Consider the following 1,618-nt stretch of genomic DNA (forward strand, 5'->3'; position numbering starts at 1 on the left):
AAGCTGCGCACGTAGAGCGTACCGGCCTGGTCGACGCCGTCGCCGCGGCCATGGACCACGGCGCTGATGTTCTGCAGGCTGTCCACCACCGAGCGCGATTGCTGGCTTTCGAGAACGGAACTGGTGATCTCCTGCAGCGACACCGGCAGGGCCGACAGTTTTTCTTCCTGCCGTGTGGCCAGCCGGCTGCCGCTGGCCAGGAAGCCGCTGTCGAGATAACCGTGGCTGCTGTTGCGCTCCTCCCCGGTGCCGGTCTGCATGACCGGTGGCAGCGGCGGATTGTAGCGGGGCAGCACTTCCGGAATGCGGCGTACCCCGTATGAGCCATCGGCCTGCGCGACCAGTTCCAGCGGGCTGTCGGCCAGTGCGCGCTGCAGTGCCTGGGGTAGCGTGTAGCGGCCTTGCACGCCGTTGCTGGCGAGCCCGGCCGTCACCGCCGGATCGAACAGCACGATGCCACCGGCGGTACGCGCGATGGCGGCCAGCGTCGCTTCCATGCTGGCGGCGGGCAACTGGAATTCGAACTGCGCCAGCGGGACGGAGGCGGAAACGATTTGCGCGGCAGCGGGCGCGGCCAGCAGCGCCAGCGGGCTGGCCGCGAGGCAGTGCGCCAGCAGGAGGGCGAGGCGGGTGGGGCGCATGGAGCGGGCGGGTTCAGGCGCGCGCGCTGATGGTGACCCAGTAGGGGCTGACCCGCGTCACCGAGATGGGCAAGGCGCTGGCCAATGCCGACAGGGCGCGCTCGCTGTCATCCAGCGGGAAGGCACCGCTGATGCGCAACCCGGCCACGGCCGGATCGAGCCTGAGGATGCCCGTGCGGTAAGGACGCAGCGCTGCCACCACTTCGGCCAGCGTGTTGTTGGTGGCGGTGTAGTAGCCGTCGACCCGCGAGGTTTCGCCGCCGGCATTGGCGCGTGCGGTACCGATGCGGTCGCTGTCGAACCAGAGATGCTGGCCGCCAGTCACTTCGCCACGGGTATTGTTGCGGGTCACCACCCCGACTTGGGCGGCCTGCACCGCCACCAGTTCGGTGCGGGCGGGCTGCAGGGCCATCATCAGCGTGCCGCCCAGCAGTTCGGCGCTGCCATGCACGGTCTGGATGATGAAGGGCAGGTCCGCACGCGCCGCCACCTGCAGCTGGATTTCGCCCGCCAGCAAGCGGATTTGCCGCGTGCCCGATGCGATCTGCTGGTCGATGGCGCTGCGCGCGTTGAGGATCAGGGTGCTGCCGTCGGCCAGCAGGGTGCGGCGACGCTCGCCGGTACCGGTGTGCAGGTCGGCGCGCAGTCCTGCCAGCGGGGTGACGCGGTCGGCCAGCAGGCCGGCACCCACGGTGAGGCCGGCCAGAATGGCGATCTGCTTGAGGGCCTTGCGACGCCGGCTCTTCTGTTGCAGCGTGTTGCGCAGGACCTGAGGGGCGGCACCGACCTGGCGCGGAACGTCGAACTGCTGCACCGACTGCGCCAGATTGGCATAGGCCACGGCATGGCGCGGGTCAGCCGCTTTCCAGTGTTCGAAGGCGGCTTGTTCGCCTTTGCTCAGTTCGCCTTGTTCGATCTGCAGCATCCACTCGATGGCCTGCTCCACGATCTTGTCTTCGTTCTTCATGCGCGCCGTT

Annotated in this window: 1 protein-coding gene and 1 pseudogene; both read right to left on the minus strand. The window is 68.8% G+C overall.

What is annotated here, in order from left to right; all coding sequences use genetic code 11:
* Nucleotides 1–641, minus strand: a pseudogene (locus B3873_RS23175) (TonB-dependent siderophore receptor); the annotation flags it as partial.
* A gap of 13 nt (nucleotides 642–654) precedes the next feature.
* Nucleotides 655–1,618, minus strand: a 964-nt coding sequence (locus B3873_RS23180; RefSeq protein ID WP_349676455.1) for a FecR domain-containing protein, incomplete at its 5' end; no start/stop codon positions are given.

It is taken from the genome of Herbaspirillum sp. UBA812, from assembly GCF_002296545.1.
Classification (GTDB): Bacteria; Pseudomonadota; Gammaproteobacteria; order Burkholderiales; family Burkholderiaceae_D; genus Herbaspirillum; species Herbaspirillum huttiense.